Source organism: Leisingera sp. (genome assembly GCF_034669605.1).
Lineage (GTDB): Bacteria > Pseudomonadota > Alphaproteobacteria > Rhodobacterales > Rhodobacteraceae > Leisingera.
Genome location: NZ_JAXMOX010000068.1, coordinates 1 through 20,772 on the forward strand (window position 1 = coordinate 1; position 20,772 = coordinate 20,772).

General features: G+C 65.4%; 21 protein-coding genes and 1 tRNA gene. 13 read left to right on the top strand and 9 right to left on the bottom strand.

Features of this window, described 5'->3' with window-relative positions; genetic code table 11:
- Positions 1–316: 316 nt before the first annotated feature.
- Positions 317–1,378 (top strand): DUF6902 family protein, encoded by a 1,062-nt coding sequence (locus VOI29_RS10455; RefSeq protein WP_323778493.1) that lies wholly within the window; start codon positions 317–319, stop codon positions 1,376–1,378.
- The gene (locus VOI29_RS10460) at positions 1,378–2,295 is read left to right on the top strand and encodes a DMT family transporter (RefSeq protein WP_323778531.1); all 918 of its coding nucleotides are present in this window, start codon (positions 1,378–1,380) and stop codon (positions 2,293–2,295) included. The genes VOI29_RS10455 and VOI29_RS10460 overlap by 1 nt, the downstream gene beginning before the upstream one ends.
- A 186-nt stretch (positions 2,296–2,481) precedes the next feature.
- Here VOI29_RS10460 and VOI29_RS10465 read toward each other — a convergent pair whose 3' ends face one another.
- Positions 2,482–2,805: a HesB/IscA family protein gene (locus VOI29_RS10465; protein WP_024090443.1), complete on the bottom strand. Its 324-nt coding sequence runs from the start codon at positions 2,803–2,805 to the stop codon at positions 2,482–2,484.
- An 89-nt stretch (positions 2,806–2,894) separates the two neighbouring features.
- Here VOI29_RS10465 and VOI29_RS10470 point away from each other — a divergent pair, with 89 nt between their 5' ends.
- From VOI29_RS10470 to VOI29_RS10505, 8 genes are all read left to right on the top strand, one after another.
- A complete protein-coding gene (locus tag VOI29_RS10470) occupies positions 2,895–4,046 on the top strand; it encodes a deoxyguanosinetriphosphate triphosphohydrolase (RefSeq protein WP_323778495.1) in 1,152 nt (383 codons plus the stop codon).
- Between the two features lie 486 nt (positions 4,047–4,532).
- Positions 4,533–4,832: a hypothetical protein gene (locus tag VOI29_RS10475; protein ID WP_323778497.1), complete on the top strand. Its 300-nt coding sequence runs from the start codon at positions 4,533–4,535 to the stop codon at positions 4,830–4,832.
- A gap of 225 nt (positions 4,833–5,057) precedes the next feature.
- Positions 5,058–6,803: an arginine--tRNA ligase gene (gene argS, locus VOI29_RS10480; protein WP_323778499.1), complete on the top strand. Its 1,746-nt coding sequence runs from the start codon at positions 5,058–5,060 to the stop codon at positions 6,801–6,803.
- Positions 6,804–6,920: 117 nt separating this feature from the next.
- Positions 6,921–8,039, top strand: coding sequence for an SPOR domain-containing protein (locus tag VOI29_RS10485; protein ID WP_323778501.1), 1,119 nt, complete (start codon positions 6,921–6,923; stop codon positions 8,037–8,039).
- Positions 8,040–8,205: 166 nt separating this feature from the next.
- Complete coding sequence (gene nagZ / locus VOI29_RS10490) at positions 8,206–9,210, top strand: beta-N-acetylhexosaminidase (RefSeq protein WP_323778503.1); 1,005 nt, start codon at positions 8,206–8,208, stop codon at positions 9,208–9,210.
- Positions 9,203–9,997, top strand: coding sequence for a ScpA family protein (locus tag VOI29_RS10495; protein WP_323778504.1), 795 nt, complete (start codon positions 9,203–9,205; stop codon positions 9,995–9,997). Before nagZ ends, VOI29_RS10495 begins: the two co-directional genes overlap by 8 nt.
- Positions 9,997–10,674, top strand: a complete 678-nt coding sequence (gene scpB, locus VOI29_RS10500) for an SMC-Scp complex subunit ScpB (protein WP_323778505.1) — start codon at positions 9,997–9,999, stop codon at positions 10,672–10,674. The genes VOI29_RS10495 and scpB overlap by 1 nt, the downstream gene beginning before the upstream one ends.
- Before the next feature lie 112 nt (positions 10,675–10,786).
- Positions 10,787–10,981: a hypothetical protein gene (locus VOI29_RS10505; protein ID WP_323778507.1), complete on the top strand. Its 195-nt coding sequence runs from the start codon at positions 10,787–10,789 to the stop codon at positions 10,979–10,981.
- Positions 10,982–11,119: 138 nt separating this feature from the next.
- Here the strand turns inward: VOI29_RS10505 and VOI29_RS10510 are convergent, their stop codons facing one another.
- The 8 genes from VOI29_RS10510 to VOI29_RS10545 all read right to left on the bottom strand — a co-directional run bounded on the left by VOI29_RS10510 (position 11,120) and on the right by VOI29_RS10545 (position 17,492).
- Positions 11,120–12,199 (bottom strand): 2'-deoxycytidine 5'-triphosphate deaminase, encoded by a 1,080-nt coding sequence (locus VOI29_RS10510; RefSeq protein ID WP_323778509.1) that lies wholly within the window; start codon positions 12,197–12,199, stop codon positions 11,120–11,122.
- A gap of 138 nt (positions 12,200–12,337) precedes the next feature.
- Positions 12,338–12,414: transfer RNA gene (locus VOI29_RS10515), tRNA-Pro, on the bottom strand.
- 147 nt (positions 12,415–12,561) lie between these two features.
- On the bottom strand, positions 12,562–13,968 hold the full coding sequence (locus VOI29_RS10520; protein ID WP_323778511.1) for a MerR family transcriptional regulator: 1,407 nt from the start codon (positions 13,966–13,968) through the stop codon (positions 12,562–12,564).
- Between the two features lie 15 nt (positions 13,969–13,983).
- Positions 13,984–14,286: an integration host factor subunit alpha gene (ihfA, locus tag VOI29_RS10525; protein ID WP_024090431.1), complete on the bottom strand. Its 303-nt coding sequence runs from the start codon at positions 14,284–14,286 to the stop codon at positions 13,984–13,986.
- A gap of 101 nt (positions 14,287–14,387) precedes the next feature.
- Positions 14,388–15,359 carry a beta-ketoacyl-ACP synthase III gene (locus tag VOI29_RS10530; protein WP_323778515.1) on the bottom strand — a complete coding sequence of 324 codons (972 nt, stop codon included), beginning with the start codon at positions 15,357–15,359 and terminating at the stop codon, positions 14,388–14,390.
- Positions 15,360–15,376: 17 nt separating this feature from the next.
- Entirely contained in the window at positions 15,377–16,489 is a 1,113-nt protein-coding gene (gene plsX, locus VOI29_RS10535; RefSeq protein WP_323778517.1) for a phosphate acyltransferase PlsX, read from the bottom strand.
- Between the two features lie 36 nt (positions 16,490–16,525).
- Positions 16,526–16,732, bottom strand: coding sequence for a 50S ribosomal protein L32 (gene rpmF, locus VOI29_RS10540; RefSeq protein ID WP_008558107.1), 207 nt, complete (start codon positions 16,730–16,732; stop codon positions 16,526–16,528).
- A 223-nt stretch (positions 16,733–16,955) separates the two neighbouring features.
- The gene (locus tag VOI29_RS10545; protein ID WP_323778525.1) at positions 16,956–17,492 is read right to left on the bottom strand and encodes a DUF177 domain-containing protein; all 537 of its coding nucleotides are present in this window, start codon (positions 17,490–17,492) and stop codon (positions 16,956–16,958) included.
- Between the two features lie 100 nt (positions 17,493–17,592).
- Here VOI29_RS10545 and VOI29_RS10550 point away from each other — a divergent pair, with 100 nt between their 5' ends.
- The 3 genes from VOI29_RS10550 to VOI29_RS10560 form a co-directional block, all read left to right on the top strand.
- Positions 17,593–18,066 (top strand): outer membrane protein assembly factor BamE, encoded by a 474-nt coding sequence (locus VOI29_RS10550; protein ID WP_323778527.1) that lies wholly within the window; start codon positions 17,593–17,595, stop codon positions 18,064–18,066.
- 85 nt (positions 18,067–18,151) lie between these two features.
- Positions 18,152–18,895: a GNAT family N-acetyltransferase gene (locus VOI29_RS10555; protein WP_323778529.1), complete on the top strand. Its 744-nt coding sequence runs from the start codon at positions 18,152–18,154 to the stop codon at positions 18,893–18,895.
- A 69-nt stretch (positions 18,896–18,964) separates the two neighbouring features.
- Positions 18,965–20,772 (top strand): ABC-F family ATP-binding cassette domain-containing protein (locus VOI29_RS10560; protein WP_416361515.1); only part of this gene is annotated, 1,808 nt, incomplete at its 3' end.

The following is a 20,772-nucleotide window of genomic DNA, read 5'->3' on the forward strand; positions in this document are numbered from 1 at the left end:
TGTGGGCCCGATGTGAAGATGGCCGGCGGCACCTATATGGATATTCCGGTGGATCAGGCCCACACTCAGGGTAATCTGGTGACTGCGCTGGCCTGGCCTTCGCATCCCGCCTGGCTGGCGGCCTTCGTCCAATTGCTGGGCGCCCGGATACCGCTCTGATTCGGGCAATCAACTGACAGGTGGTCCCATGTGACCCGGTTGTTCTCCTCGGGCAGCTGATCCGGACGGGGACCGGCCTTTGTTCCGGCTCCTGTCCTTGGGCGGCCCTGCACCGGGGCCGCCGGTACCGCGCCGCATCTGTCCGAACGAGGTTCCCATGGCCCAGATCCTTCCGTTTTTCTCTCCAGCCGCCCGCCAGTCCCGGGCCAGCGCGCAAGAGGCGCTGATTGCCGGTTTTGCAACGTACCGGCGCAGCCAGGAGGACGTGTTCTGGCTCAAGGAGAACGCTGAGCTGCTGAACATTCTGGAATGCACCGGAGCGGATGTTGCCGCTACCGCCCTGCAGCCCCTGCAGCCGTTTTACCAGGGTGCGGCGCGCCATATCAGCTTTTTCCGGCAGTATTACCGCTTTATCCTGTCGATCTGCCTGGATCTGGAGGACCTGGGCCTGCCGGGGCAGACCGCTGCGCAGCTGGCCGGCTGGGTGTCGGACCAGGGGCTGGCGCAGGCCGAGCTGTCCGATTTGCAGCGTGCCGAGGCGCGGCGGCTATTGGCGCGGCGGGGGATAGATCTGCGGGATGACGGGCTGGACGACCGGCTGCGCGGTTTCATTTCAAATCCGCAAACCTTTGCCATTCCGAATAAAAAAGCCGCTTATGAGCTGACCCACATCGTTTTTTACCTGTCTGAATACGGCCGCCGTGTTCCGGACCTGCCGGAAGCGGCGTTCACCAGCCTGGAATTTGCCGGCCTGGTGGCCTTCCTCGATCAGAATGCCGACCTGCTGGCAGAGATCTGCATTGCGCTGCGTTTTGCCGGCGGGCAGCCGCCCGCCGCCTGGGAGGCGTGGCTCGATCGGCGGGTTTCCGCCTTTATGCTCGCTAAGGGTGAATTTGATGGACATCAGGATGCGTATCACGAGTATTTCGTGGTGAATTGGCTGATGCTGCTGTCCGGCCGCCCGGCCTTCCGTCAGGCGGTTCCGATGGGCGGGATGCATGTGCCGGCGCAGCAGGGAGGAAGTATCTTGAGGAGCCTGTCTGAAGCGGTTTTCGACGCCGGGATGGCGCGGGCGGGCTGGAGCGCGGTGAAAGCGCGCGCTGAGGCCGTCCTCAGCGAAGAAGAGCACGGGCTGCTCACCGCGGCGGAGCGCAGCTGTGAAGGGTTCGGCGGATTTTTCGAAGGCTTTGCCCGGGCGGGCAGTGCCGGGGCGGCGTGATGGGCTGCACTGGCAATCAGGCCCTGGGCGGCGCCCTTCTGGTGGTGGCCTACACCGGGCTGATCGCCTCGGCGGACGGGATCACCAAGCTGCTGGCGGGGCAATATGCAGCGGCGCAGCTTTATGCGCTGTCCGGCGCCATGGTGGCGGGCTTCTGCCTGCTGGCGGACCGCGTGCCCTCTCTGCGCGGCGGGTTCCGCACCTGTTGTCCGCGGGCGATGGCTTTAAGGTCGGTGGCAGCGCTGGTCGCCGCGGTCTGTTTCTTCTATGCGTTCCGGCTGCTGCCCTTTGCCGAGGTGTTTGTGTTCATCGGCCTGATGCCGCTGCTGGCGGGAGCCATGTCCGGTGCGGTGCTGAAGGAGCCGGTGCGCCCGGCGGCCTGGGTCGCGCTGGCTGCGGGGTTCTGCGGCGTGCTGTTCCTGCTGCCGCACGGCAATGAGGGCGCGCATGCCTCCTGGGGGCATATCGTTGCCTTCTGCGCGGTGGTGTCCGGCACATTTTCCATGACATTGGCACGGTTTATCGGCCGTTATGAAAGCAATGCGCTGGCGCAGGTCTTTTATCCCAATCTGACGCTGTGCGGGGTGATGCTGCTGTTCTTACCCTTTGTCTGGGTGCCGATGCCGATGGCGGATGTGGCCTGGGCTGCAGCCTATGCCCTGCTGCTGTTCGGTGCGCGCTGGCTGCTGGTGGTGGCGCTGCGGCTGTTGGTGTCCTATGCGGTGACGCCGCTGATGAATCTGCAGTTCATCTGGATGGCGGTCATCGGCTCGGTCTTCTTCGGGGAGTTCCCGCCGGCCACAACCTATATCGGCGGCGCCATCGTGATTGCCTCGGGGCTGTATCTGGTTTGGGATCAGTTGGCCCCGGCCATGCCCCGGCTGCGCAGTTCGGGACGGCTGCAGACCGATCCCTAGCGCCGGATCCGCATTGCGGCTGAACATTTGCGCCCGCAAGGGGGCGAAGCGCCCGCCCCTTAAGATGAGGGCGGGCGCTGCCTTGCCTGGCAGCAAGGCGGCATTTTGAAAGGCGCGTTCACGACATGCGCGTTTGTGACTTGCGCGGCCCGGACCGGGCGCAGGTCAGCCGGACCGGAAGCCGGGTTACATTGAAAACGAGGTGCCGCAGCCGCAGCTGGAAGTGGCGTTGGGGTTCTCGATGGTGAACCGCGCGCCGATCAGCTCTTCGGTGAAATCGATCACCGCGTTTTCCAGGAAGGGCAGCGAGACCTCGTCCACCACCACCTTTTCGCCCTGGCCTTCGAGCACCAGATCGTCCGTCTTGGGCGCGTCCAGGGCGATCTCGTACTGAAAGCCCGAGCAGCCGCCGCCTTCGACCGCGACGCGCAGCGCCTGGCCCTGGTCCGCGGCGCCAATCTCGGCCAGCCGGGCAAAGGCGCGGTCGGTGACTTTCGGGGGCAGGTTCATACGGTCTCTCCAATGCCGTGTTGCAGCTCAAGGCATTATATATGAAGGTGCAATTCAGGCGGCAAGATTTGCTGGAGAAAAGATTTAACATGCATGCCCCTTATGCCACGTCACCGGACCGCAGCCGCGGCCGGCAGGTGACCGAGGAGGAAAGCTCCTTCCGCTCTCCCTATCAGCGCGACCGCGACCGCATTATCCATGCCAGCGCGTTCCGGCGGCTGAAGCACAAGACCCAGGTTTTTGTCGAACATGAGGGCGACAATTACCGCACCCGGCTGACCCATTCGATCGAGGTGGGGCAGGTGGGCCGCACCATTGCCGGCGCGCTGGGGCTGAACCAGGAGCTGACCGAGGCGGTGGCGCTGGCGCATGATCTGGGGCACACGCCGTTCGGCCACACCGGCGAGGATGCGCTGCACGGGCTGATGAAACCCTATGGCGGCTTCGACCATAACGCCCAGGCGATCCGCATCGTGACCTGTCTGGAGCGCCACTACGCGGAATTCGACGGGTTGAACCTGACCTGGGAAACTCTTGAAGCGATCGCGAAACACAATGGCCCGGTGGTGGGGGAGCTGCCCTGGGCGCTGGCGGAATGCAATGCGGCGGTGGATCTGGAGCTGCACACCCACGCAAGTGCCGAGGCGCAGGTGGCGGCACTGGCGGATGACATCGCCTATAACAACCACGACCTGCATGATGCGCTGCGGGCCGGGCTGTTCACCGATGATGACCTGGCGCGGCTGCCGCTGCTGGACAAGGCCTATGGGGCGGTGGACGGGCTGTATCCGGGACTGGACCCGAACCGCCGCCGCCATGAGGCGCTGCGGCGCTTTTTCGGGGTGATGGTGGGCGATGTGATCGGCACCGCGCGGGTGCTGCTGGCGGATGCAGGCGTGCAGAGCGTTGAAGAGGTGCGGGCGCTGGATCATCCTGTGGTGCAATTCTCGCCGGAGCTGTGGGCCGGGCTGAAGGAGATCCGCGCGTTTCTGTTCACCCGCATGTACCGGGCGCCTTCGGTGATGGAAAAACGCGCCAAGGTCGCCAAGGTGGTGGAGGCGCTGTTTCCCTACTTTCTGGACAATCCGCAGGACATGCCGGAGCGCTGGCACGCTGATATTGCCGGTGCGGCGGACCGCACCGCGCTGGCGCGGATCGTGTCGGATTATATCGCCGGCATGACCGACCGTTTCGCCCTGCAGCAGCATGAGCGGCTGATCGGGGTGAAGGTCGAGGTCTGAGGGCTTCCGTCTCTGCGGTGTTTGCTGCTGTCCTTTTGCATGTTCCGTTCAATGAGCAGGGTAGGGATGGCGGCGCCGCCACGGGGGCGGAGGATAGGGCCGGAACGCCAGCGCGCCCCGGGTCCGGTCAAAAGCTTCATCAGTCAGACGCCCCTGCACCTTTTGCCGAGGTGGTCTTCGGGGTCCTGGTCTCCTGGTGCGCGCGGGGTGCCAGGCCCGCGCCATGTGCTGCAGCGGGGAGACCTTCGCATATCCCGGTTAATGCGGCGCAAGCGGGGCGTGCGGTGCGCCGGGGGACGGCGCAACACCGGCAGCCGCAGGCCCTTTCCGCGGCTGCCAGCGGCGGGGGCGTTCAGACAAAAGGAGGCGCGCCGACAGCTCCGGCGCGGGCCGGGGCGAAATTGGCCGTAAGCCGTGCTATGATCTGGCCCTATGATGCCGCAGGGCATCGGCGTTATCCGCAGGAGGAGCAGCAAGAGGAAAGCCATGGCACGCTGGACCGTCACATTCACGGACAAGCCCGAAATGGACCGGGTGCGCGGCGACAAGGCGCGGCGCCAGGCGCATATCGCCTTTGTGCGGTCGCGGCCCGAACTGCAGATCGGCGGCGCGCTGGCGATGCGGCCGATGCAGGATTTCCCCGGCGCGATCTGGAATGTGGAGGCGGAGAGCCGCCAGGAAGTTGAGCGGCTGATCCTGCAGGATCCCTATTACGTGGCGACCTTGCGCCGCTACACAATCACCGAATGGGGCACCGCCTCGGCGATTCAGGGGATGCTGTCATGACCGCCCCCCCCGGGAAAGCCGCCAGGCCGCGCCGGCGCTGACCCGCTGGGCGGTTCTGTGACGCCCGCGCTGCGTCAGCGGCGTATTTTTCGTCAGTAAGCAAAATGCCGGAAAATTCGAATTTTCCGGTGTGTTGCGCCTGAGGCCCCGGGCGGCACCTGCAATGCTGTTGACCCTGCCTCTGGCCCTAGGTATCCGCTGTGCTGAACATATGGGACGCCAGATATGAACCTTTTTACCGATATCCGCTCGCTTGTGATTGACAGCCTGACCGCCTTGACCGGCGAAGGCGCGCTGCCTGAAGGGCTTGATTTTGCCAATGTGGCGGTGGAGCCGCCGCGGGATGCGGCGCATGGCGATATGGCGACCAATGCGGCGATGGTGCTGGCCAAGCCCGCAAAGATGAAGCCGCGCGATATTGCCGAGGCCCTGGCCGCAAAGCTGGCCGCGGATGACCGTGTCACCTCGGCCGAGGTCGCCGGCCCCGGCTTTCTCAACCTGCGGCTGGCGCCCGGGATCTGGCAGACGGTGGTGAAATCGGTCCTGGACGCAGGCACGGATTTCGGCCGCTCGGAGACCGGCGCGGGCAAGCGGGTGAACGTGGAATATGTCTCGGCCAATCCGACCGGCCCCTTGCATGTGGGCCACACCCGCGGCGCGGTGTTCGGCGACGCGCTGGCCTCGCTGCTGGCCTATGCCGGCTATGACGTCACCCGCGAATACTACATCAACGACGGCGGCGGCCAGGTTGATGTGCTGGCGCGCTCTGTCTACCTGCGCTACCTGGAAGCGCACGGGCAGGAAGTGGCCTTTGCCGACGGCACCTATCCGGGCGACTATCTGAAACCGGTGGGGCAGGCGCTGAAGGACAAGGCAGGCGATGCCTATCTCGGCAAAGGCGAGGAGGTCTGGCTGGCGGAGGTGCGCGAATTTGCCACCGACGCGATGATGGCGCTGATCCGCGAGGATCTGGCCCAGCTGGGTATCGGGATGGATGTGTTCTATTCGGAGAAATCCCTCTATGGCACCGGCAAGATCGAGGCGGCGCTGGCGGCGCTGGAATCCAAGGGGCTGATCTATCAGGGCGTGCTGGAGCCGCCGAAGGGCAGGAAGCCCGACGACTGGGAGCCGCGCGAGCAGACGCTGTTCAAATCCACCGACCATGGCGACGACGTCGACCGGGCGGTGAAGAAATCCGATGGCGCCTGGACCTATTTCGCGCCGGACATCGCCTATCACTTTGACAAGGTGGAGCGCGGCTTTGACGAGCTGATCGACATTTTCGGCGCCGACCACGGCGGCTATGTCAAGCGGATGAAGGCGGCGGTGTCGGCGCTGTCGGACGGCCGGGTGCCGCTGGATATCAAGCTGTGCCAGCTGGTGAAACTGTTCAAGGACGGCCAGGAATTCAAGATGTCCAAGCGGGCAGGGACCTTTGTGACCCTGCGCGATGTGGTGGATGCTGTCGGGGCCGATGTGACCCGCTTCATGCTGCTGACCCGCAAGAACGACCAGGGCTTTGACTTCGATCTCGACAAGGCGCTGGAGCAGTCCAAGGACAACCCGGTGTTCTATGTGCAATACGCCAACGCGCGGATCTGCTCGACCCTGCGCAAGGCCGCGGAGCAGAGCATTGCCGCCGATGACGCCACCTTGGCGGGCGCCGATCTGGGCCTGATCTCGGATCCGGCGCAGCTGGCGGTGGCCAAAAAGCTGGCCGAATGGCCGCGGCAGGTGGACATCGCGGCCCGCACCCATGAGCCGCACCGGATTGCCTTCTATCTCTATGATCTCGCGTCGGAACTGCACGGGCTGTACCATCTGGGCAAGTCGAACGAAGGTTTACGATTTGTTAACGAGAGCAGTGAATCGGCAACACATGCGAATTTGGCGCTGGCCCGGGCCGTTTCCGTTGTCATTTCCGCAGGTCTTGGTATTCTTGGCGTGAAACCGGCAGAAGAGATGCGATAACCAACAGGGGCGGAAGCCGCTTTGGCGAAAATTGCACATCCGCTGGATTGAGGCAGTTCAAGAGACTTGGGGCGCAGCGCTGGACAGGCGCTGCCAAACCGGGCAGTGAGGCGGACAATGGCGTATTTTGCGCAGGCGGGCCAAGGGCGCGCCTATACACAAGGCAGCGGTCACGAACAGGACGCCGCCCCGGACAGCACATACACACATCAGTATACCGGCCAGCACTATTCCGGGCCCGGGGCTGAGCCGGCCTATGGCTATGAAAACCCGGCCTATGGCTATCAGCCCGACGGGCCGGGGCATGCGCCCCAGGACTATACGGTTTTTGCAACCCCTGCCGGACTGCGGGCGCGATTCTCGAAATCGCTGAGCATTCTGGGCGCGGTGGCCTCGGTCGCGCTGGTCGCCGGGGTGGGCTTCTGGGGCTACAAGCTGGTGATGCGGGATGTCAGCGGCGTGCCGGTGGTGCGTGCAGCCGAAGGCCCGATGCGTGAACAGCCGGCGCTGCCGGGCGGCGCGCAGGCGGATCATCAGGGGCTGGCGGTCAATGCGGTCGCCGCCAGCGGCAGCGCCGAGGCGCCGGCCGACCGGCTGACACTGGCGCCCGCCGCGATTGAGCTGACCGACGATGACAAGCCGCTGCCGGAACTGGCCGCCGACGCCGCGCCCGGCGTCAGTGAAGACGCCGTGGCCTCCTTCCAGAACGGCGATATCGATGCGCTGGTCGCCGAACTGGCGCGTGAGGCCGAGCCGCTGTCTGCTGCTGTGCCGGCGTCGGCGGCGGCCCCTGCCATCGTGCAGCCGCAGCCGCTGCAGCCGGCGCGTGCCGCCGCAGTCCCGTCGCCTGCCATTCTGAATGCGCCGGGCGTCAAGGTCTCGCTGCGGCCATCGGCCCGGCCCGCACGGTTCAGCCCGGCTCCGGCCGCAGCCGCGCCGGCAGCATCTGCGGCACCCGTTGATGTGGACCCGGCGACCCTTGCGGCAGGCACCAGGCTGGCGCAGCTTGGCGCCTATGAAAGCCCCGAGGTGGCACGCGCCGAATGGGACCGTATCCATGCCCGTTTCTCCGACTATCTGGAGGGCAAGCAGCGGGTGATCCAGCGCGCCGAAAGCGGCGGCCGCACGTTCTACCGCCTGCGGGCGATGGGCTTTGCCGGCCTGTCGGACGCCCGCCGGTTCTGCTCGGCGCTGGTGGCTGGCAATGCCGATTGCATTCCGGTAACCACACGGTAACCAAGCGCCAGCAGCACTGGTTGCAGACATTTGTACCGTCCGGCCGCAAGGCCGGGCAGCGCCCGTCCCGCCCCCCACGGGGCGGGCGCTTTGCTCCCTCCCCGCCGGGCCGGGCGCAGCCCTTTCCTTGAGTGAGCCGGGGGAGCGCCAACAACTGGGGACACCCATGACCTACGGAGCCACCATCCTCGACGCCGAAGGCCTGCGGCTGACCGCCGATGAAAAGGCGTTCTTCCGCGATGCCGATCCGTTCGGCTTTATCCTGTTTGCCCGCAATCTGGACAGCGCCGAACAGATTCAGGCGCTGTGCGCAGACTTCCGCGAGGCGGTGGGCCGCAATGCCCCGGTCACCATCGACCAGGAGGGCGGACGGGTGCAGCGGTTGCGCAACCCGCTGGCGCGCAACTGGCTGCCGCCGCTGGAGCATGTGCAGCGGGCGGGCGCGGACGCCGCGCGGGCCATGTATCTGCGCTACCGGCTGATTGCCGATGAACTGCTCCGCCTCGGGATCGACAGCAACTGCGCGCCGATTGCCGATGCCGCCTGTGCGGAGACCCATGCGTTTCTGAAGAACCGCTGCTATGGCACCAGCACCGATGCGGTGGCCCGGATCGCCCGCGCGGTGGCAACTGCGCATCTGGACGGCGGCGTGCTGCCGGTGCTGAAACATATCCCCGGCCACGGCCGCGCCACCGCCGACAGCCACCTGGACCTGCCGCGTGTGTCCAGCCCTCCCGGCGAGCTGGAGCAAGGCGACTTTGCCGCGTTCCAGGCCTTGAACGACCTGCCGCTGGGGATGACCGCGCATCTGGTCTATGACGCCTATGACAGCCGCCCCGCCACCACGTCGCCGGTGATGATGCGGCAGATCCGCGAACGCATCGGTTTTGACGGGCTGATCATGACCGACGATATTTCGATGAAGGCGCTCAAGGGATCACTGGCGGACAATGCCCGCGCCTCCATCAAGGCGGGCTGCGATGTGGTTCTTTTGTGCAATGCTTCGCTGCAGGAACGGATTGCGGTGGCCGGGGCCGCAGGGGTCATGACGGAGGCGGCGCAAACCCGCGCAGAGCGGGCGCTCGCGGCCCGCAAACCCCCTGCGGATCTTGACATTCAGGCCGCCGAAGACGAACTTGCCGCCCTCATGGGCGGGCAGGTGTATGGCTGAGCAGACAGTCTTTTCAGACGCGGATACGGCAGTAGAGGAGCGGCTGGCAGCCGAGGCCCTGATCGTGGATGTGGACGGGTTCGAAGGCCCGCTCGACCTGCTGCTGACGCTGTCGCGCACCCAGAAGGTGGACCTGCGCAAGATCTCGGTGCTGGAGCTGGCCAAACAGTATCTGACCTTTGTCAACAAGGCCAAGGAGCTGCGGATTGAGCTGGCCGCCGATTACTTGGTGATGGCGGCCTGGCTGGCGTTCCTGAAATCCCGCCTGCTGCTGCCGCCGGACCCGGAGGAGGACGGCCCCTCGGGCGAGGAGCTGGCCGCCCACCTGGCGTTCCAGCTGGAGCGTCTGCAGGCGATGCGAGACGCCTCTGCCCGGCTGCTGGCCCGCGACCGGCTGGGCCGCGACTTCTTTGGCCGCGGCGAGGAAGAGAACGTCGCCCGGATCAAGACCGTTACCTATACCGCCAACCTCCTGGATCTGATGCAGGCCTATGCCCGCATCCGCACCAAGGAGGATTTCCGCCCCTTTGTGATGGACCGGGAGTCGGTTTTCACGATGGAAGAAGCGCTGGAGCGGATGCGCCATCTCTTGGGCTTCACCGGCGATTGGACCGATCTGATCAGCTATCTGCCGGACGGCTGGCACAGCGATCCGGTCAAGCGCCGCTCGGCCACTGCCGCCACTTTTGCCGCCTCTTTGCAGCTGGTGAAGGAAGGCAGGCTTGAGCTGCGCCAGAGTGAATCATTTGCGCCGATCCAGCTGCGCAGCCTGAACGAGGATACCTGATGGAAGACCAGCTTATGGACAGCCACGGTGCTCCCATCCGCGAAGAGAGCGATACGCTGTTCGACGCGCCGCCGATGGCCGAGCAGGAGCGGATGGTGGAGGCGGTGCTGTTTGCCAGCGCCGAGCCGGTTACCCTGCGCGACCTTGAAAGCCGGATGCCGCATGGCTGCAACCCGCGCGAGGCGGTGGAGCATCTGCGCAAGCGCTACGAGGGGCGCGGCGTGCGGGTGGTTCGCTTAGGAGATGCCTGGGCGATCCGCACCGCGCCGGACCTTGGCTTCCTGATGCAGAAGGAAACCACCGAGCTGCGCAAGCTGAGCCGCGCCGCGATCGAGACATTGGCGATTGTCGCCTATCATCAGCCGGTCACCCGCACCGAGATCGAGGAGATCCGTGGCGTGTCGGTGTCGCGCGGCACCATCGACCAGCTGATGGAGATGGACTGGATCCGCCTGGGCCGCCGCCGGATGACGCCGGGCCGGCCGGTGACTTTTGTGGTCACGCCGGTCTTCCTCGATCACTTCGGTCTGGAAAGCGCCCGCGACCTGCCGGGGCTGAAGGAGCTGCGCGCCGCTGGCCTGCTGGAAAACCGGCCGCCGCCGGGCGCCTTGGCGATGGGCCAGGGGGGCGAGGACGACGAGGATCCGGAAGAACAGGCAGAACTGTTCGAAGAGTGACGCCATCTCAGGGCGCAGGTTTTGCACTCGTGTCCGCCGGGGTGTTCCGCGCCCCGGAATTGTCTTAATTTGCCGTTAAGGTAGCGGGCAGGCTGCAAGCGGGGCGACGTCCATGACTCTTAATTCAATCATCAACATGGTTCTGCGTCGGCTGGTCAGCCGCGCGGTCAATGCAGGCGTCACTGCCGGCATCAGCGCGGTTGCCAAACGCGGCAAGGGGCAGGGGGCAGGGCACCGCGCGCCGCCCGCCCGGCAGGCAGGCAGCTCCCGCATTCCATCGGTCAAGCCGGGGCGCCGCCAAAGCTGAGCCGCGCCAGCTGCCGCTGACCGCTGCGGTGACCGCGTCCGGACCGGCCGGCGCAGGCGGGTACGGCGAAGCAGCGGGCGCATGCCGCGCCGGTGAAGCGAGGCCCTGCCCTGGGGATGGCTGCTGCCCTGATCGCGATCAGGCCGGCGTTTTGAAATGCTTGGACAGTTTCAGCCCCTGGCCCTGGTAATTCGAGGCAATCCCGGCGCCATACAGCTGCTCGGGCACCTCGGCCATCTTCTCATAGACCAGACGCCCGACAACCTGGCCGTGCTCCAGCACAAAAGGCGCCTCGTGGCAGCGCACCTCCAGAACCCCGCGCGAACCGGTGCCGCCGGCCGCGTCATGGCCGAACCCGGGATCGAAAAAGCCCGCGTAATGCACCCGGAATTCGCCCACCATCGCCAGATAGGGCGCCATCTCGGCGGCATAGGCGGGCGGGATATGCACCGCCTCGCGGCTGACCAGAATATAGAACGCGCCGGGGTCCAGGATGATGCGGCCGTCTTTGGTGCGCACTTCCTCCCAGTATTCCTGCGGGTCGTATTCGCCGATCCTGTCCAGGTCGATGACGCCGGTGTGCGGCTTGGCGCGGTAGCCGACCAGATCGCTGCCGGGCAGCTTCAAATCGACGGAAAAGCCCAAACCGTCCTCGATCACCGCCGCGCCGTCGACCAGCGGGGAGCCCGCGTGCAGCATCTTAAGCTCCGCGTCCGACAGAACCGCCTGGCCGGTGCGGAATCGGATCTGGTTGAGCCGCATGCCCGGACGCACCAGCACCGAGAACGACCGCGGGCAGATCTCGGCATAAAGAGGTCCGGTGTAGCCGGGTTTGATACGGTCGAACTCCTCGCCGCCGTCGGTGATGGTGCGGGTCAGAAGGTCCAGCCGCCCGGTGGAGCTTTTGGCATTGGCCACGGCAGAGACATCGCCGGGCAGCGCCAGGCTTTCCATCAGCGGCACCACATAGACGCAGCCTTTTTCCAGCACCGCGCCATTGCTCAGGTCGATCCGGTGCATCTCGAACTCGGTCAGCCGGTCGGAGACGCTGCGGCCCTGTCCGGCCAGAAAAGACGCGCGTACCCGATAGGCCACGTTGCCGAGGCGAAGATCAAGGCTGGCAGGCTGGACCTGTCCCCCGGCCAACGGGGTGCTGACGGCAATCGCGCCGCGATCCAGCATCTTTTCAATGGTTTGGCTGGGCAATACGCCTGTCATGTCCTGTTCCCCTCCGCGCCGTCTTTGCGGCGATGCTGGCTCAATTGGCCATAGTACGCAATCCCGGTCCGCAATCAGTCAGGCTGTGCGCCGGATACGAAAACGCCCGGGTGCGTGAACACCCGGGCGTTTTTCATATGGTCGGGCTAGCAGGACTCGAACCTGCGACCTTCCGTCCCCCAGACGGACGCGCTACCAGGCTGCGCCATAGCCCGTTGAGGAGCCTTCTAACCGTTTTCACGGCAGGGGCAAGAGGGGGCAGCAATATTTTTCGCGCCGCTGCAAAGAAAGTCAGCAGGATGAGGTTGTTGCCAGCCATGCCTCCGGCCGCAGCGTTTTCCGCCGCGCGGCAAGGCGGGGACTCAGATGATGTCCGGCGCCCCTGCAGCCGCGCCGGCGGCAGCCAGCGCCCGCAGATCCGCAGCGCAGCCGGCGATTGCGGAAACAGAGTGCGGCGGCAGGCTGCGGAGGGCGGCGAGATGCGCCAGAACACCCGGTTGCGGCACCTGCGGATCGGCCGGCGGATATTCTGGCGGCTGGGCTGGCGCGCCGGGCGCCGGGGCGTCCGCTGCAGCCTCCTGCGGTGCTGCCGGGGTGTCCCGGGGCGCTTCGGCCTCGGGGGCGAAACCGGAGGAAAACTCCAGGGCATCGACCTGCCGGGCGGCCGCGTCCAGGTCATGCGGCGGGAAGGACGCCGCGGGATCTGCTTTGGAATCAGGCGCTGACCCGGCTGCAGGCCCGGCATCGGCCCCGGGCGCGGTCAAGCTGAAGTCCAGCGGCTCGTCCGGCTGCAGGCCGGCGGCAGCCACCAGGCTGTCCCCGGCCGGTACGGGGGCCGGCGCTGCGTCCAAAGCGGGATCAAATGCGGCGGCAGGGTCCGGGTCCGCCGGACGGTCCTGTGCTGCGAAACCTGCCGGTTCTTCTGCAGGCGCCGCTGTCCCGCCGGGGGCAGGGTGCTCAGCAGGGGCCGTTTCCGCCGCGGGTGCGGGCCCGGCTTCGAAAGCCTGTTCTGGCATCGGTTCTGCGGCGTCTGCCGGTTCTGCTGCAGCTTCGCTTGCAGCCGCCTGATTTAGGGACGGCTCAGGCGACTCGGCGCCCGGCTGAAGCTGGGTGAATCGTCCCCGGGACTTATCTGCGGATGCATCCTCAGCGGCGGGCAGATCCCGGGACGCGGCATCTTCAAGCGTATCGGCAGCGGCGTCCGGCAGCTCTGCAGGGGGGGCATCGCCAAGCTCGGGCTCTGGCAGTTCCGTGCCGCCATCTGCACCGCTGTCCACGGCGGGCGGCGCGAGATCCATCCGGGCCTGCGGGGCGGGGGCGGGATCGGAGACCGGATCGGATACGGGGGGAAAGCCGACCACATTGCTGCTCCCGGCAGGGTCCCCCGCGGCTGCGGCTGCGGCTGTGTCTCGGCTCAGCTCCAGCGAGCTTTGCCAGTCATCGCCCAGTTTATCGGCCGGCGGCGGGGCATCGGGGCGGGCATTGGCTGAGCCGTCCAGCGAACCGGACAAGCCGGACACATGCGCCGCGCCATGCTCGCGCAGCAGCGCCTGCACTTCCTTGATCGGCAGCCCGTCGTCATGCAGCAGTTTCTTGATGCCGCCTAACAGCAGCATATCCGCAGGCCGGTAATACCGCCGCCCGCCGGCGCGCTTGACGGGTTTGACCTGGGTGAACTTGCTCTCCCAGAAGCGCAGGACATGCGCCTGCACGCCCAGCCACTCCGCAACTTCGCTGATGGTGCGGAACGCGTCCGGTGATTTCGACATGGCCTTTTGGTCCCGTTATTTACGGTTGCCGTCTGCCACGCGGTCTTTCATCAGGTGGGAGGGCCGGAAGGTCAGCACGCGGCGCGGCTGAATCGGCACTTCTTCGCCGGTTTTCGGGTTGCGCCCGACCCTGGCTGATTTGTCCCGCACGCTGAATGTGCCGAACGAGGAGATCTTCACCTGTTCACCGCGCACCAGGGCATCCGACATGTATTGCAGCATGCTTTCCACCAGCTGCGCGCTTTCATTGCGCGACAGGCCGACTTCCCGGAAAACTGCTTCACTCAAATCCATTCGTGTAAGTGTTTTTTCGCCCATACCAATCCCCGTTGTTTGCCAAAGCATAGGGCGCAGGGAATTTCCCTGTCAATATCAATGAATTGCGCCGGGTGTTTCGGGCGGAAATTAAGTCTGCGGGGTTACCAGCGCACCACGACAGCCCCCCAGGCGAGGCCGCCGCCGATGGCTTCGGTCACAATCAGATCGCCTTGTTTGATCTGGCCGCGCTCTTTACCCACGGACAGGGCCAGCGGGATGGAGGCGGCGGAGGTGTTGCCGTGATCCTGCACGGTTACCACCACCTTGTCCATGCTGAGACCCATTTTCCTGGCGGTGCCCTGGATGATGCGGATATTGGCCTGGTGCGGCACGATCCAGTCCACATCCGCGGCGGCAAGCCCGGCGCGGTCCAGCGCGGTTTTCGCGGTGGAGGCGAGCTTTTCCACGGCATGGCGGAACACCTGGTTGCCCTGCATCCGCAGATAGCCGGTCGATTGCGTCGACACGCCGCCGTCGACATACAGCAGATCCTTGTAGCGGCCGTCGGAATTGAGGTCGGTCGACAGGATGCCGCGGTCGCGGCTGGTGCCGGGCTGCTCCTGGCCCTCCAGCAGCAGCGCGCCGGCGCCGTCGCCGAACAGCACGCAGGTGGAGCGGTCGGTCCAGTCCATGATCCGGCTGAAGGTTTCGGCGCCGATCACCAGCACCCGTTCCGCCTGGCCCGAGGCGATCAGCGCGCTGGCGTTGCTCAGCGCATAGACAAAGCCCGCGCAGACCGCCTGCACATCAAAGGCAAAGCCCTTGGTCATGCCCAGCTTGGACTGCACCATGGTGGCGGCAGAGGGGAAGGTGAGATCGGGGGTGGAGGTTGCCACCACGATCGCGTCGACATCTTCCGCGGTCAGGCCCGCATCCGCCAAAGCGCGTTCAGCTGCCTTGGCGGCCATGTCCGAAGTGGTCTCCCCCTCGGCGGCGAAATGGCGGCGTTCGATGCCAGACCGGCTGCGGATCCATTCGTCCGAAGTGTCCAGAGTGGCCTCGAATTCCGCGTTTTCCACCACCCGTTCGGGGAGATAGTGGCCAGTGCCAACAACTACCGCGCGTCGCGTCATCCGGTGCCTGCCTTGCTTTAGTCTTTATCAGTGGCCGCCCGCAGCGCGCGGGGGGCAGTTTCAACTTGGGGAACAGCGCCGGCAGATGCAACCCGCGCCGCCAGCTTTTCGGCGAATCCGTGCTGTGCCAGCCGGAAGGCGAGCTTGACGGCGGCCGAAACCCCGGTGGCATCGGCGCCGCCATGGGATTTCACCACGGTGCCGTTGAGGCCCAGGAACACGCCGCCGTTCACCCGCCGCGGATCCATCCGTTTCGACAGCCGTTTCAGCGAGGTGACCGCCAGCAGCGCGGCGATTTTCGACAGGAACGAGTACTGGAATGCCTCGCGTAATGCGGTGCGCATCACCCGGGCGGTGCCTTCGCCGGTCTTGATCGCCACGTTGCCGGTAAAGCCGTCGGTGACGATCACATCCACGGCATCGCCGGGAATATCGCTGCCCTCGACAAAGCCGACAAACTCGTAGCTCGCCTGTGCCGCATGACCGGCGATCAGCGTAAAGGCTTCTTTCAGCTCGGCGCGGCCCTTGTGCTCCTCGGTGCCGACATTCAGCAGCCCGACCCGCGGGCTGGCGATGTCCATCGAGTTGCGCACATAGGAGGTGCCCATCAGCGCGTATTGCAGCAGATCCTCGGCGTCGGCTTTCACGTCGGCGCCGACATCGAGCATCACGTTGAAGCCCTGCGGGTTCAGCGACGGCCACAGGATCGCAATGGCCGGCCGGTTGACGCCGGGCAGCTTGCGCAGCCGCAGCATCGACAGCGCCATCAGCGCGCCGGTGTTGCCGCAGGACACAGCCCCTGCCGCTTCGCCGTTCTTGACCGCATCCAGCGCCGACCACATCGAGGTGCCCTTGCCGTTGCGCATCACCTGGGAGGGTTTGTCCTCCATGGTGACAACGTCGCGGACATCGCGGATCTCGACGCGGCCCTCAAGCGTGCGTTTCCTGGCGACCAGCGGTTTCAGCTGGTCGGCGGGGCCGTGCAGGATGAACCCGATATCCGGGTTCTTTTCAGCCGACATGGCAATGCCGGCCACCACAACAGCGGGGCCGGCGTCTCCGCCCATGGCGTCAACAGAAATGGTGATGCGGCCGGCTTTTGCCTGATTTAGATCGGGTTTACCCGTCATGCGAAAGCCTGCCTGGCATCAGATCCTGTCCGTGGCTTATGCCGCGTCTTCGTCGATCTCGATCTCGTCAGCCGCTGCGACGATTTCCTTGTCGTCGTAATGGCCGCAGGAGGGGCATACGTGATGCGGGCGCTTCAGCTCGCCGCAGTTGCCGCATTCGTTCGGGTTTGCAGCAACCAGTGCATCGTGCGCGCGGCGGTTGTTGCGGCGCGATTTGGATACTTTATTCTGTTGGACGGCCATGTCTCAACCTTTGTCTGTTTGGGCCTTGGGGCACTCCCCGCGGCGCGATTGCGTTCTGTTCGATCAGTCTGACGTGCGTTTAGGCGCCTGCCCAAACATTGTCCAACCAAAAATTCCGATGAGCGCGCGAAAATACTGCGAATCTCCGGCGGCGCAAGATGTTTTTTAGGGCAGCGCCGCCACAGGTTCCAGATGCAATTTCCGCCAGCGCGGAAATTCCGGCCTAGTCCTCGTCTTTCAGCAGACCGCGCAGGGCGCCAAGACCGGCAAAGGGGCGGGCGTCCTCGTCGCGCATCGGCTTGGCGCCGGGTTTGGTATAGACCCCTTCGCCCAGCTCGGCGCCCTCCTTGCGCGGGTAGGCGGGGATATGCAGCGCCAGGGCTTCAGTCATGACGGCGCCCGGGTCGATATGGCTGCCAAGCGGCTCGGTGCTGTCATCCTCGGGCATTTCCGCTTCGCCTTCGTCCGGAATCTCCATACGGGACAGATAGTTGCGGCGGACTTTTTCCTCGATCCGGGTGGTCACCGGCTCCAGCGTCACCACACAGTCCTGCACCACGGTCGCCCCCAGGGATCCGGTCAGCTGCCAGTCGCGTTTACCGCGCGCGCTGATCTCGCCGGTAAAGCGCAGCTTGCGCAGCGCGTTCACCCCCAGTTCAGCCGCCAGCGCGGCCAGTTCCGCTTTATCCGGGGTGATTTCAAAGGCGGTCGGGGCGTTTTGCGGCAGATCCGCCACCCGCACTGCGGAGCTGTCAGACATAATCGGGGACTTTCGTTTCTTGAACCGGAAGCGGTCATTAGGTAATCGGGTTCAAAGACGTATTCAAGCCGCGCATTGCGGCAAAGGCCGGGGGGCAGTCATGGTTGCTAAGGCATTTCACTTCAAGTCCGTTTTGCGCGGGGCTGTTTTTGCCGCGGCGGGGCTGGCGCTGGCGGCCTGCTCGTCAGTCTACCGCAAGCACGGATATGTGCCCACAGCGGATCAGCTGGCCGAGGTGGTGCCGGGGATCGACACAAGGGATTCGGTGGCCGAAAGCGTCGGCATCCCGTCCTCGACCGGGGTGCTGAACGAAAGCGGCTACTATTATGTTGCGACCCGTTTCCGCCACTACGGCGCCGCCGCCCCGAAACCGGTGGCGCGCGATCTGGTTGCGATCAGCTTTGACGCTGCCGGGGTGGTGCAGGGGGTCGAGCGGTTCAGCCTGGAAGACGGCAAGGTGGTGCCGCTGGAACGCCGGGTGACCAGCTCCAGCGTGCAGGACAGCACGTTCCTGCGCCAGCTTCTGGGCAGCCTGGGCAACTTCGGCCCCGATCAGTTCCTGCAGGATCAGTAAGGCTGGCGGCTGCCGGTCCAGCGGGCGTCACCGGGCTGTCACGGCGCTTATGCTAAGGGCTGAGCCGGAAACAGGGGAGGCCGCGATGGCAGCACAGCCGGACGTGCTTCTGCACAAGGGGTGTTACCGCGCCCGGCTGGCGGCGGGGCCGGCCGATGTGGCTGCGGCGCAGGCGCTGCGCACGCTGTGCTTTCAGACCGGCGCCGCCGATTGCGACGCTTTTGATACGGCCTGCATGCATGTGCTGGTGGAGGAGGCGCGGACCGGCAGTCTGGTCTGCTGTTTCCGGTTGCTGCTGCTGGCAAGCGGCGCGGAGCTGGGCCGCAGCTATTCGGCGCAGTTCTATGATCTGCAAGGGCTGCGGGCATTCCGCGGCCGGATGGCTGAGCTGGGCCGGTTCTGCATCCATCCCGATCAGCACAGCGCGGATATCCTGCGCGTCGCCTGGGGGGCGGTAACAGCCCTGGTCGATGCAAAGGATGTGCAGATGCTGTTTGGCTGCTCGTCCTTTGCCGGCACCGCGACGGCCGAATATCTTGACGCCTTTGCCATGCTGAAGCTCCGCCATCTGGCGCCGCAACGCTGGCTTCCGGGGGTCAAGGCGCCCGAGGTGTTCCGCTTTGCCGCCGGGCTGCGGCGCAGGCCGGACCCGAAACTGGCGATGCTGCGGATGCCGCCGCTGCTGCGGGCCTATCTGGTGATGGGCGGCTGGGTCAGCGACCATGCGGTTGTGGATGCCGGGATGAACACGCTGCATGTGTTCACCGGGCTGGAGATTGCGGCAATTCCTGCTGCGCGCAAGCGGCGTCTGAGGGCAGTTGCCGGGTAAAAATGAGTATTTTTGAAAAGATGAAGAAGCAGCGTTGACGTGATTCTGCCGCCGGGGTAGCTGGCTGGCATGGCACGTATTCCTCTTCTGCAGATGTCCGGCATTTCCCTCACCTTTGGGGGCGATCCGGTTTTTTCCGATCTCGATCTGGTGGTTCAGCCCGGCGACCGTGTCGCCCTGGTGGGCCGCAACGGGTCGGGAAAATCCACCCTGATGAAGGTAATGGCGGGGATTGTTGAAGCGGATAAGGGCTCTATCGTGGTGCCGCCGGGCAAAGCGGTGGGCTATATGGAGCAGGATCCGCAGATGACGGGCTTTGCCACGCTTGGCGATTTTGCTGCCAGCGCGCTGGATCCCGGCGAGATGTACAAGGTGGAGCGCGCAGGCGAAGGGCTGAAGTTCGACCCGGCGCGCCCGGTGGAAACCGCATCGGGCGGTGAGCGGCGCCGTGCTGCGCTGGCCAAGCTGATGGCCGAGGCGCCGGATCTGATGCTGCTGGACGAGCCGACCAACCATCTGGACATCGAGGCGATCACCTGGCTGGAAAACGAGCTGAAGGCCACCCGCGCGGCGTTTGTGCTGATCTCGCACGACCGCGCCTTTCTGCGGGCGCTGACCCGGGCAACCCTGTGGGTGGACCGCGGCGAGGTGCGCCGTCAGGAAAAGGGGTTTGAGCATTTCGAGGCCTGGCGCGACAAGCTGTGGGAGGAGGAGGACCAGCAGCGGCACAAGCTGAACCGGCTGATCAAATCCGAAAGCCGCTGGGCGGTGGAGGGGATTTCCGCCCGCCGCAAGCGCAACATGGGCCGGGTGCGGGCGCTGCAGGATCTGAAATCCGAGCGCGCCGGCCAGATCAAGCGCCAGGGGGCGGCCGAGATGGCGCTGGATGCAGGGCCGAAATCGGGCCGCAAGGTGATTGAGGCCGAGGGGCTGGGCAAGGCTTTTGGCGGCAAGCAGATCGTGCAGGATTTTTCGCTGAAGGTGCAGCGCGGCGACCGGGTGGCCTTTGTCGGGCCCAATGGCGCGGGCAAGACCACGCTGCTGAAAATGCTGCTGGGGCTGGAAGAGCCGGATTCCGGATCTGTGAAGCAAGGCACCAATCTGGAGCTGGCGCTGTTTGATCAGACGCGGGATCAGCTGGATGGGGATGCGACCCTGTGGGAGAATCTGACCGCCGATCCCCTGCTGGGAATTTCCGGCAAGGCCGACCAGGTGATGGTGCGCGGCCAGCCGAAACATGTTGTCGGCTACCTGAAGGAATTCCTGTTTGACGAACGCCAGGCGCGGGCGCCGGTGCGGTCGTTGTCGGGCGGCGAGAAGGCGCGGCTTTTGCTGGCGCGGCTGATGGCGCGGTCCTCGAACCTGCTGGTGCTGGATGAGCCAACCAACGATCTGGATGTGGAGACGCTGGACCTGCTGCAGGAGCTGCTCGATAATTACGACGGCACCGTTCTGCTGGTGAGCCACGACCGGGATTTTCTGGACCGGGTGGCGACCACCACCATCGCGATGGAAGGCAACGGCAGGGCCACGGCCTATGCCGGCGGCTGGAGCGATTACCTGGCGCAGCGCGGGCCGCTTGACGCTGCGGAAAAGGCAGAGAAGGTGAAGCCTGCCAAGCCGAAGCCGAAGCAGGAAAGCCAGCCCAAAGACGGGCTGAGCTTCAAGGAAAAGCACCGGCTGGAGGCGCTGCCGGGGGAGATTGAACGGTTGGAAGCGGAGATCGCCAAGCTGCAGGAGCTGATGGCGGACCCCGGGCTGTTCAGCCGCGAACCGGTCAAGTTCAAAAAGGCCACCGAGGCGCTGGTGGAGCGGCAGGAGAAGCTGGCCGCGGCTGAGGAGGAATGGCTGCTGCTGGAGGAAAAAGCCGAAGCCTG

What these genes read in the sequence shown, in the direction of transcription:
- VOI29_RS10455 (WP_323778493.1), top strand. Translation starts at nt 317, where the DNA reads ATGGCCCAGATCCTTCCGTTTTTCTCTCCAGCCGCCCGCCAGTCCCGG.
- VOI29_RS10460 (WP_323778531.1), top strand. Translation starts at nt 1,378, where the DNA reads ATGGGCTGCACTGGCAATCAGGCCCTGGGCGGCGCCCTTCTGGTGGTG.
- VOI29_RS10465 (WP_024090443.1), bottom strand. Translation starts at nt 2,805, where the DNA reads ATGAACCTGCCCCCGAAAGTCACCGACCGCGCCTTTGCCCGGCTGGCC.
- VOI29_RS10470 (WP_323778495.1), top strand. Translation starts at nt 2,895, where the DNA reads ATGCATGCCCCTTATGCCACGTCACCGGACCGCAGCCGCGGCCGGCAG.
- VOI29_RS10475 (WP_323778497.1), top strand. Translation starts at nt 4,533, where the DNA reads ATGGCACGCTGGACCGTCACATTCACGGACAAGCCCGAAATGGACCGG.
- argS (WP_323778499.1), top strand. Translation starts at nt 5,058, where the DNA reads ATGAACCTTTTTACCGATATCCGCTCGCTTGTGATTGACAGCCTGACC.
- VOI29_RS10485 (WP_323778501.1), top strand. Translation starts at nt 6,921, where the DNA reads ATGGCGTATTTTGCGCAGGCGGGCCAAGGGCGCGCCTATACACAAGGC.
- nagZ (WP_323778503.1), top strand. Translation starts at nt 8,206, where the DNA reads ATGACCTACGGAGCCACCATCCTCGACGCCGAAGGCCTGCGGCTGACC.
- VOI29_RS10495 (WP_323778504.1), top strand. Translation starts at nt 9,203, where the DNA reads ATGGCTGAGCAGACAGTCTTTTCAGACGCGGATACGGCAGTAGAGGAG.
- scpB (WP_323778505.1), top strand. Translation starts at nt 9,997, where the DNA reads ATGGAAGACCAGCTTATGGACAGCCACGGTGCTCCCATCCGCGAAGAG.
- VOI29_RS10505 (WP_323778507.1), top strand. Translation starts at nt 10,787, where the DNA reads ATGACTCTTAATTCAATCATCAACATGGTTCTGCGTCGGCTGGTCAGC.
- VOI29_RS10510 (WP_323778509.1), bottom strand. Translation starts at nt 12,199, where the DNA reads ATGACAGGCGTATTGCCCAGCCAAACCATTGAAAAGATGCTGGATCGC.
- VOI29_RS10520 (WP_323778511.1), bottom strand. Translation starts at nt 13,968, where the DNA reads ATGTCGAAATCACCGGACGCGTTCCGCACCATCAGCGAAGTTGCGGAG.
- ihfA (WP_024090431.1), bottom strand. Translation starts at nt 14,286, where the DNA reads ATGGGCGAAAAAACACTTACACGAATGGATTTGAGTGAAGCAGTTTTC.
- VOI29_RS10530 (WP_323778515.1), bottom strand. Translation starts at nt 15,359, where the DNA reads ATGACGCGACGCGCGGTAGTTGTTGGCACTGGCCACTATCTCCCCGAA.
- plsX (WP_323778517.1), bottom strand. Translation starts at nt 16,489, where the DNA reads ATGACGGGTAAACCCGATCTAAATCAGGCAAAAGCCGGCCGCATCACC.
- rpmF (WP_008558107.1), bottom strand. Translation starts at nt 16,732, where the DNA reads ATGGCCGTCCAACAGAATAAAGTATCCAAATCGCGCCGCAACAACCGC.
- VOI29_RS10545 (WP_323778525.1), bottom strand. Translation starts at nt 17,492, where the DNA reads ATGTCTGACAGCTCCGCAGTGCGGGTGGCGGATCTGCCGCAAAACGCC.
- VOI29_RS10550 (WP_323778527.1), top strand. Translation starts at nt 17,593, where the DNA reads ATGGTTGCTAAGGCATTTCACTTCAAGTCCGTTTTGCGCGGGGCTGTT.
- VOI29_RS10555 (WP_323778529.1), top strand. Translation starts at nt 18,152, where the DNA reads ATGGCAGCACAGCCGGACGTGCTTCTGCACAAGGGGTGTTACCGCGCC.